The 10,320-nt window shown below is 47.1% G+C and carries 8 protein-coding genes; all 8 read right to left on the reverse strand.

Features of this window, described 5'->3' with window-relative positions:
• Positions 1-2 precede the first annotated feature (2 nt).
• Positions 3-968, reverse strand: a complete 966-nt coding sequence (locus IPQ00_07120; protein ID MBL0240329.1) for a VCBS repeat-containing protein — start codon at positions 966-968, stop codon at positions 3-5.
• Positions 860-2,197, reverse strand: coding sequence for a hypothetical protein (locus IPQ00_07125; protein ID MBL0240330.1), 1,338 nt, complete (start codon positions 2,195-2,197; stop codon positions 860-862). The genes IPQ00_07120 and IPQ00_07125 overlap by 109 nt, the downstream gene beginning before the upstream one ends.
• 297 nt (positions 2,198-2,494) lie before the next feature.
• Entirely contained in the window at positions 2,495-3,067 is a 573-nt protein-coding gene (locus IPQ00_07130; protein ID MBL0240331.1) for a hypothetical protein, read from the reverse strand.
• A 515-nt stretch (positions 3,068-3,582) separates the two neighbouring features.
• Positions 3,583-3,999 (reverse strand): hypothetical protein, encoded by a 417-nt coding sequence (locus IPQ00_07135; GenBank protein MBL0240332.1) that lies wholly within the window; start codon positions 3,997-3,999, stop codon positions 3,583-3,585.
• A gap of 212 nt (positions 4,000-4,211) precedes the next feature.
• Entirely contained in the window at positions 4,212-5,069 is an 858-nt protein-coding gene (locus IPQ00_07140; protein ID MBL0240333.1) for a hypothetical protein, read from the reverse strand.
• Between the two features lie 2,971 nt (positions 5,070-8,040).
• Entirely contained in the window at positions 8,041-8,448 is a 408-nt protein-coding gene (locus IPQ00_07145; GenBank protein ID MBL0240334.1) for a hypothetical protein, read from the reverse strand.
• Between the two features lie 174 nt (positions 8,449-8,622).
• The gene (locus IPQ00_07150) at positions 8,623-8,871 is read right to left on the reverse strand and encodes a hypothetical protein (GenBank protein MBL0240335.1); all 249 of its coding nucleotides are present in this window, start codon (positions 8,869-8,871) and stop codon (positions 8,623-8,625) included.
• Positions 8,811-9,407, reverse strand: a complete 597-nt coding sequence (locus IPQ00_07155) for a hypothetical protein (GenBank protein ID MBL0240336.1) — start codon at positions 9,405-9,407, stop codon at positions 8,811-8,813. The genes IPQ00_07150 and IPQ00_07155 overlap by 61 nt, the downstream gene beginning before the upstream one ends.
• Between the last annotated feature and the right edge of the window lie 913 nt (positions 9,408-10,320).

Consider the following 10,320-nt stretch of genomic DNA (forward strand, 5'->3'; position numbering starts at 1 on the left):
TTTTACCATGCGTCCGGCAGCGTCGTATTGGAATCGTAACGCCGAGCCGTCTTTTTGCATCGCGCTCCGGCCAGATCGTATTCAAAACCGGTGGTAGTTATCCGGTTTGAAGTCGCATCAAACGCAAGCGTTGCATGTCCGTCACGCGGGATTTCCTTATTCTGATTATTCGGAGCACTGCTTCGTCTTCGATACGCCGATGGCACAGCAATGTCGTTGCTCGTTCCATACTGTGACGAAGTAACCTGTCCGTTCGAACTTTGCGTTATGTACCAAACACCAGTCGAAGGCCGGTAAACTGCTATATCTTCTTTTCCGTCACCGTCGTAGTCAGCCGAAACCGGTATGTCCCCAAATTGGAGCCCGCCAAATGTAACGGCGTAATACTGCCACGTCGTACTCGGCAGAACATACCAAACACCGGTCGAGGGCCGCCAGACAGCCAGATCGGTTTTGTGATCGCCGTCATAGTCCGATGCCACCGGCACGTCGCCGGGAATACCCCACTGGAATTGGAGTACCTGATTGGTCGCACTCGTCAAAATATATACGTACCAAGTGCCGCCCGTTGGCCTCCATACAGTAATATCGGCGCTGCCATCCCCATCGTAATCACCGACGATTGGAACATCACCAAACTGCTGTCCCCCAAAAGTCACTACGTACCAACTGTTGTCAGAACTTCTTGTGATATACCATTCTCCGGACGAAGGGCGCCAAACGGCAACATCGGCTTTTCCATCACCGTCGTAATCAGCCGGAACGATCGCATCTCCTTTTTGACCGAAACTTCGCGTAAAGGTACTGCCGTCCGAACTCTTCTTGATAGTCCAAAGACCATTGTTCGGATTCCAAATTGCTATATCGGTTTTCCCGTCGCCATCGTAATCAGCCGGTGCGATCTGATTGCCACTTGCACCAAGTTGGGTTGAGCTGTTCTGTCCTGTCTGACTGTTTTTATAGTCCATGTTCCTACTGGAACCGAACTGACCGATCTATTCCAAGTCGAATAATCGGCTTTACTATCACCGTCAAAATCAAACGGCGTGCCCGGTGTAGTCAAATTCACACTGGTGGAAGTTTGCTCACTTTGTTTATTGGGATCTAACGGGCTTGGTTTTGATTCGTTTTCCGTTTCTCTATTAAGTATGCTCAGATCAGCTACTTTCTCTAACAATACATCTTTGGTCAGCAACGAGGATTTCGGAACAACATCGTCAATTATTTTGTCCCGTTCTTTTTTGTTGCTTGTTGCCTGATCTTGTACACGAAGAGCCTCAAAACCCAATGCTGTAACAGATAGTCTGTTTCCGAACCGATCATAAGTGTATCCCTGCGACCAGGTTTGATTTAGGCCACCCGTAACTTTTTTGAGTCGAGAGAGCTTGTCGTATTCATACAGCCGATCTTTATTCCGGTTAAGATTGTCAGTAATACCGGTTATCTGTCCACTTCCGCCTGTTGAACAAGAGCATTGCTGATATTGGTATGAAAGGTCCAGAAGAGTAGCACTTCCTCGCAAAACCTTTTGGTTCTGTAGGTTTCCGGACTGCAAATTGTAGTCGTACTGTTCTGTTATCTGGTTCGCTCCAGCTGGTCCGATTTTGACGGAAGTTACCTGATCGAGATTGTTGTAAACAAAACTCGATGCATAATTCACATTATCCACCTTTAAGCTGCTTCGTCGTCCCACTTGATCGAACGTGTGGTTAATATTCTTCCGGGGACTATTTCCCATTCCATACTGAGCCGGATAGTATTCGTCTGTGACTCGATTCAACGAGTCGTAAACGTAATTGGTCGCCATGGGAAAATCCGGACGACTTGCCAACGTCGTTTTCTTTTCCGTTATCCGGCCGAACAAGTCATAGAGGAAATTATTTGTTACCACCCTCTGCGGATTTCCTCCAACTGCAGTTTCAGTATATATGCCAGTGACCTGAGAAACGTTCCCGGTCGGTTGGTATTCAAACTTGACACTTGGACTTGGCAGAACATTCGCAGCCCCATTAGTTTCGTAGGTAACTGAGAACAAGCGGTTAAGCGGATCGATGATAAGTTCTGGGATTGCGGGATTTTGGTAGGAGTAGGTGGTTTTTACACCACGAGCGTCTGTCGATGTTTTTACGTTAGACATTTCATCGTAAGTAAACACATCAGACCATAGCCCGGTTTGAGCCCCCCACAAACGTGCCATTTACATCCAGACTGGAGTTTGTTTCCGCCATCTTTTGAGCGGTAATCCTCCCCATGGAATCGTATCGGAATTTGCGTTCTTGGACTCCCTGTTCAGTCCGAACTAACTGTCCCAACCTGTCAAAGGAATATTTGGTTAATAGGCCGTTTGTCGAAACGGAGCCGTCACCGTCAGGATTTGGCTCAACAACTTCAGCCACGTTACCATCAGCATCCGTTCGGTGCCATTTCTCGCGACCTGTCGGATCTTTTATGCGAAAAGTGTGGCCAAGACCTAGGGTTGCAACACTGGGACGCATCACTTCATCGTAATAATTATTCTTCTCGCTTCCGTCAGGACTCCTTGATTTCTCGACTCGGCCAATCGAATCATAAAAAATCTCTGACCAATAGACCCCGTGAGAGTTCTCGTTACTTTTGAACGGATTAGAAGTCCTTTTGGTTCGACCTTGGTCATCATATTCTGTTTCGACAACATCAAAGTCTCGGTTCCATCTTGGTTGGTTCGCGATAGGGATTCCTGACGATAAGGCAGACTCAAACCATTCACTCGGGTTATCTGTTTTCCGACCACCTCTCCGCCGCTCGAATAACCCGTTTGCGTGTACGCGCGATTCAAATCATCATAGTCTTCTACCGCGTAGGCCCCTGTTGGAGAAACACTTTTCTTCAATCTCCAATTCGATGAATCGTACTCGGACGACGCTGTTTTTTGGTTCGCATCCGTAACTGTTAGCGGAAGACCTGTATTATAATTGTACGTCGCACTTGTTGTAATTTGGGAGTTTGGAACGTTACCACTTCCTTGCATTACCATTTCGGGGTAGGCAAATCCCGTCGCGGACGCGTAAGTGGTAAATGTCATATCCATTCCTATTGCCGAGGGCTGTAGTTGACAACATTTCCGACCGAATCGTACGTACGACCATCAATATTTAGTCCGTCAAGGGTTGTATTTGTGACTACATTGTACTTTATTATGTTGGAAAGATTCCCACGTTCTGCCATGAACTCAGCCGGACACGGTGATCCCTGACAAAATGCCCCATAATTCTGGATTACATTATTAATTTTGAAAATTGGAGCCACGTCGTATCTTAGCTGCGTGTGGTCAATCCTATTGTTTGCGCCGTCAAACACATCCTCCGTGGTCTTCAGGTTAATTAAACGCGGTAGAGAGGCCCACTCGTTTTCCGTTAATGACCCGTCGTTTTTATCGGTGTATTGCGTTACGGTTTTTGCAGTGTTTCATTGTTAAATCCGACTTCATGCATTTCCAGAACACGGTTAAAGGGTCCGTAAACGTCGAATATGGATTTTTTCGTCAGAGCGACGTTATTTTCTATCTCGGAGTGCGTCACTGACATTGGAAGCGGCGTCGTTAAGTTATACGTCGCTGTATTGTTGTGAGCCGAGAACGAAAGCGTCCAGTCCCCAATCCACCTCATCGATTGATCGCAAGACATTGTCCCGATCCCGATACTCGGTCTTGTAGGTTATCCCGTCTTTCGCCTTTTCCGCCTCGCTGCTCGAATAAGTTTTGTTGAACGAATATTCGGTGGTTTTACCCGCCTGATACGGCAGCGTAATGGTTGTTGTCCTCGGATTTGCATCCCAATCGACGGCGTAGGTTGTGATGGCTGGAGATGAAGGGTTAGGCATCCCGTCCCAAGTCTCGGTAACAGTCGTGTATTCTGGAACGTCGGGTATAGATGCCGTTGTGTTCTCCGGATACGAATAGACGCGGCAACGCGAAACAATGGGACTTGGAGCGATACTTCCAGTCGAGGAATTAAAACTCATGCCTCTCTGCTCTTCAACCTTACGAATCATTCCGTAAGGAGAATACGAATCGGAATCTCCAAACCAATACCCCGTGTTTGTTGACGGATAGTAAATCGCAGATAATACTTTTATCGAGTTATTGTCATCTCGGACCTTGGGATTGAGGCCATCAAAATTGTACGCAAGAGTGTGATCCTTGTAATTAAGCCGGACGAATGTTCTTTCAGTGACTACGCTTGTATTGGGATCGGAAGGCCCGGTGCGGTTATACTTGTTAGATAATGTTTGCCGCCGATTTGGGTGTAGTTAAAAGTATAAATCCGTCCCAACGTATCCTTGATGTAATTGATAAACCTTCCGTCCTGAGGAGCATGGCAGAAAATGTTCATCACGTTGCCGTGCTTATCGACGACAGAAGTAGGAACCATTGTTATCGGGCTTCCCTCAGTTATACAGCCGCCCGTAGCATACCACGCTGTATATCCGATAGTTGATCCGTCGGGATATTTCAGATAAGTTGCATTAGCCGCGTTGTAGCAAGTCTGGCCATTAATCACGCTTCCGTTCAAAACGCTTCGGGCTTTTATAAACGAACCGTCATTGCTTTGCCCTTCGAAGATTTTTCTGTTCGACTCAATTTTGACGCTGCCCGCAAAGAACTTCTTAGAACCACTTCCGTCGAACTGAACGATACCTCCTCCGGCAAAATGAATCAGCTTTCCAAACCCAATTCCCCATCCCGGAGCAACTGGATCCTTGTCCATATCATAGGAAATGTCGCCACCCATTTTGGTCCAAACCCGCGAATTGTAGCGTAAGCTAAGATTCAAATCCAGCCCGGCTCGGCCCGGAACCGAGATAACCGGCGCCGCAATACTGAAGTTACTATTTTCTTTTGGTTTGCCTGGTGTTTCACCACGCTGGTTTCTCGGATGGCCAGCAAATACTATGTTATCCGGGTTCCAGTCTTCAAATGGAAGAAGGTTCTGTTGACTTGGAGAATTATCCTCTTTCTTGATTATAGTGCTTTCCGTTACTTGCTGTTCGACCACGTCGATTGTCCAGCCTTGGCTCTTACTCGCCTTCAACACGCAGGTTATATTGTCCGACACTCTTCAGAGTCAAAATCCCAATAGGCTCCGACTCGACCCTGCCTTCAGGAGTTTCAATCTCCCACATGAGCCTGACACCTGAAACCGGAATATCGTTAGCGTCATATGGAATCGCGTCAACCTGAACGAAAGATCCTGTAGATGCCGTTTCTGGGAAGGAGGCCCCGAATCGGACGACCTGAGAATCACGCGATTCCTAGGTTTCCTGTTGCTTCGTTTTAGCCGGGAACACGTAGTCGATTATCCTCTCGACAAGACCGCTAGTAGCACTATAGAACGCCAAATATTGGTAGCCACCACGAACGGCCCCTGAAAATTCCTTTGGTGCACTTGGAGTCGATAACGACAAGATACTAACGATCAACAGCGCGGACACCAACCGTCGATTGACCATCGAAGAGAACGCTTGTACCAAGCCTTTTAGGAGTTCCCGATGACCGCCCCCAACGACGAAAAAGCAGCGAAGCATCTACGGCCGATAGTTTCATTCACACAACAAGCAAGAAATTTCATAGATTTTTCCCCAATGCCGATAAATAGCGATAAGGTTAGCCCACTTATACCGTCAATTGTGAGCGTATAAACAACTTCAGGCGACCCGTCATGGACCCAGCCATGTCGTCAGCGGAACTCGTAAGTTCAATAATGTTGAGGGTTGCTCCAATCGTTCGAGATCGAGCGTCTCAACAATTCTGCGGTTTCTTAGTTTCTTCTTGGACATGGGCTCTCCAATAAGTATGTGTAAATGGAAAACTAATTGCGGCTTGGGAACAGGCGAAGGGATTTCTCTTGTGAGGAGTCTTTCGATTCGGGAGTTCAAAGCCAGCATTTGCAAATAACAAGTGCAATCAAGAAAGCCGGTTCCTTAGATAATGCCAGTGAGGCGGCTCAATCACAATGTTTCCGGCATTAAATACTACTGTTAAAGCAATGTCAAACCGAGGTTGAAAAAGTATCCTCATTCGAATCGCAGAGACGTCTGACCCAAGTAAATGCGCCAGTTGCCAATCATTCTTCTAACTTTCTGCATGAGAACCACCTCCACTCAGATCCAGGGGATCGGGTTCAGCATACGAGGTCTCGACTGTGGTGTTCGGCAGTCAGTAAGGCACCTCGGTGCAGAAGCGGCAATCGCGCTTTTTTTGCCCCAAGGCAATCAGCGTGTCGATATGCATTTGGAAGGCGAACTGTTGCATGGATGTTCCGTCTGTTACTGTGCTGTTTCGGAGAGGAAATTATTGGAGAAAAACAAAACGGGTAACGACATTCGATACCCGTAACGTGTTAAGTTAATTGGCTCCGCAGGTAAGACTCGAACTTACAACCCTTTGGTTAGCAGCGGAACGCATTCTGAAATGATTCCGCTAATGTTCTCACTTTGATTTCGACTCCTGTCGGGTATTCGGTTGCTCGACAAGACCCAACATAGATCAGGTCGTTTGACGAAGGGGCGGCGGACAGGTTCTCAATATCAGGAAATGGCAATGCCGGGCCTTTCCACGTTCTGTCCGGAAGTAGGAGTTCCGACCAGAAAGAGTGTCAGTGCTTCGTCACGCACCTTGCCAATTGGTACGGCCCACAGACTAAATCGATGGGGATCTATCTTTGAATACAGGTAGAAGTAATTTCTATGTATCATCGAGCGGCCTTGCGACACGTAATTTCTATCCTTTTTCTCCCAGACTACACCTTCGAGATCTTCTAGCTTTTCGGGGAATGATCCCCTTTCTGATGAAACTTTAGTAGATCTCTATTCATTACCCTAGTCGCATCAAAGGGTATTTCTGCACGTCGCTCTCGTTCCTCGGACCAAAGGAGTAAATGTACACGCCCAATGTAAACCTCCCGCGATTAGTACCAGCTTGGGGAATACACATTTCCGGTTTTGTGTTTTGTGAGATATTCGCTGGGAGGCATGCCTCCCAGAGCATCAAACGACCAAGTTCTCATTAACCCGAAAACTCCAGTTTAGACTGGTAACGATCTTGGGAGGTCTACACCGCGGGCGGTTGCGGTTGCGGTTCTAGATCAACTCCGATGTACAACGTCAGAACGGTTTCGCCTGTCGATGATCGAGTTCCTTGTCTGTCAACACCGATCCTAAATCGATGCCTCGAGAAACCGTCTTTGTAAAATCAGGTCCGCCCGGTCTATTGCAGGATTGAAAGAACTTTAACCAAATAACAAAAGGAGGCAGGTCTGTTCTATCGTCAAAAAGCACCCAACCAACTCGATCTCACACTTTCAACCGTGTGCCTGTCACACGTGCACTTGACACCAAAGGCAACTTCATCGATGACCCCGTCCTCGGAAGTTCACCATTGGCGAGTTCTGATACTGTGACGGACTAGGAGTAGAACTCGGCATCGCGTACGAACGCTCGTTAACCCTGTTCAAGCGATCATATGTATAGCTTGTCGTAATGCTTCTCGCGTCTACCTTGCTCGCGTGAGATTGCGGCTATTTATACCGTTCCTTTGCTGGAAGAATCGCGTTACCTGACCCTCGTATTTTCTCTGTCTAGTTCTCAAAATTTGTAAGAGGTTGAAATGCCTGTAATTTCTTTTGGGAGGAATCATTCGCCGTAACTGATCTTTGGTAGATTCGAATTCGTGCCCATTCAATCTCAACGCCATCAACCAATTCATCATATATTGGAACGAGCTTCCCGTATACCCTTAAACCGACAGTACCCTTTCTCGTCATCGATTAATAACTCTTCTTCGGAAAGTTTTCCATGACTAATAGCCTTATCTAAAGCCTCCTCCGGGCTGTCTGCTTCAATTAGAATTAGGTTCTCCCAAACCAAAAGCTGTTTGCAATTTCGTGTCATCCTTTTCAAAAACCAGGATTTCGTAAGAGATGTACCACTTAATTTGTATTGAGTTACTAAAGTTTCTCATATCGCTTGTCTTATTTTATGCTGTTTCTCTTTGCTCCGATTGCTTTAAGGGGCAGTATTAATCTTCTGTATTGAGCCCGCGTTCTCAGGATTGGCTTTTGCCGCTTTTAAATATTCTGCCTGAGCGGCTACACCGCCCCCAACCGCTGCCGCCGCCTTTGCATTCCATTCATTCTTAATATTCTGTTTACCTCCTTTTGCCATCTGCAAAATGGTTGGGGCAGCACAGGCGCAATTCGGATATCCAGCAGTGGAACTCGCTACTGCAGTCGCGACATTTGTTGCAGAATTCGGGGTCGATGGAAGTCGGGGAACATTTGGCGTCAACATATCAGGACCTCCATTCCATATCAGGAAGCCGATCGAACCCACGCTCAAAACTGCCGGCACCGTAATGGGATTACTGAGAATTCCACCTGCCGCGCCTGCCGCTAGAGAAAATTGGAAATTCAATAATTGGAGCGCCAGCAGGCTAAAATCAGTACCCCATCAGGCCCTGGCGTTCCCGCTAGAGAAAGACTACCGTCTGCGTTATGATACGCATAATTTCCAATCAAGTGCCTATTTGCCGCAATGAATGCGTCACTACCATGAAGCGAGGCAATCAATGAATATCCACCGTTTCCATCACGCCACCCATTTTATTATTTGGACCATGGGTCGCTTGACCTTCTGCACTATTATATACATCATCTTCGATCCATTCCGTAATTCCTCGCCGTCTTTCGTTACCCACTGTAAGCCGCTGGGATCAGTAATATTAACGGGATTGTTCAAGGAATATGAATAGGCATTCCAACTCTGCGGTTCAATATCTAGGGCACCAGCATTTTCAAAGTCAATCGAACTAAACCTTCCAAGCCTGTTCGCATACATCCGTAACCATCGCAAAAATCGAGATCTGTTTCTCCGTCAATTTCGTACCCTGTGAATTGCTTCCTTATAGTGTCATCCGCGTATCCGAGGACGGAAGTGCGCTGCGACGTGGCAATCTCTTCGCCGAAAGGATGGTAGTCGTGACGGGAAGCGACTGCTCCCGTAACGTCGGTGTTGATCCAGGTGGTCGGAGTTAGATACGTACTTCCTTTGCCGTTGAAGCATCGGCGACGATCGTCAGTATTCTGCGATTTGCTTTCCGGCGGCGTCGTAGACGAAGATCGTGGTTTCTCCTGTGCCCGGAAGCGTACTCTCTTGACGCGTTTATTGTCGCCATCGTAAAAAGTACTCTCCAACCCAGTTCCGCTGCTTGTCGAAGCTTTTACTTGTTTGTTTTCGCCGTCGTAGACGAATATCTGGCCGTTTGCGTCGGTTGGGGTGTTTCCAGCGGCGTCGTAGGTGTAGTCTTGGCTGAATTCATCCGGTTGTTGCTGCTGCTGCTGATGCCCGGATTTAGCTGCTTTCGAGCGTCGCACAGTTCCGTATTGAGCGTATTATCGAATCCGCAAATGACGTATTAGGACTCGACAAAGTTCCGATTGCCATAACGGTCGAAATCTAAAATCCCGCCGCCAGGTCTGAGGTTGTTGTACGTCCTGTTCGCGCTACCTAGCCGATTTAACGAATCGTGGTGCAAGTCTGCACAAATGGATGAGTGCCCTGGCTTAGCCGATAGTCTGCGTCAACACATTCCCATTATTCGCCGTCGTCCCGTAAGTGAAATCAAGGTCTAACTTGTCCGTCCCACTGAACTGTCCTTAAAGGATTCGTGTTTGGCTGTTTTCTCGAGTTGAACTGCGTCGATTCGAACTTTCCATTGCCGAGTTTCAGAAGGTCCAACCCATTGCTTGCCTTGAAAGCTAGCTAAAAGCCAATCAAAGAAATGCGATACCCCAACGCATCTAGGCTACTTTTATTCAGCTTCTCGTTCCTCACATTTGTCTGGCGGTGAATGAACTCTTCGTAAAATTGGATGTCCATTAACAACCAAAAGATCGTTCTTCAAATATGCGTGCATGAATCCCCTTTAGTCGCTCTTACGCTTCCATTTCCGTAAGAGATAAAGTTACGCACCCAAATACTATAACCCAACCTTTGAATTTGATCTCGGCGTGACAGCCTTTCGAGAATCAAAGGCGTCTGCATGTAGCCGTCGATTGTTTCCTGGCCAGTTAATGAATTTTTCTTTGCCAAGCGGTTCGTATAATATCTTTATATAACTCTTCCCATTTTCGCTTCTTGTTTAGGAGCGACGAACACCTCAATTTGAGTGCCCAAGTTCATGTGAATCCTCAATGAATGGGAAGGACAAACTTGTCCCCGGTACTTGGCCAAAATATTGAGGTATTGACAAAAGTAGGCCTAACAAGGCAAACACGCTTGGTTTGT

Source organism: Chloracidobacterium sp., assembly GCA_016720705.1.
Lineage (GTDB): Bacteria > Acidobacteriota > Blastocatellia > Pyrinomonadales > Pyrinomonadaceae > OLB17.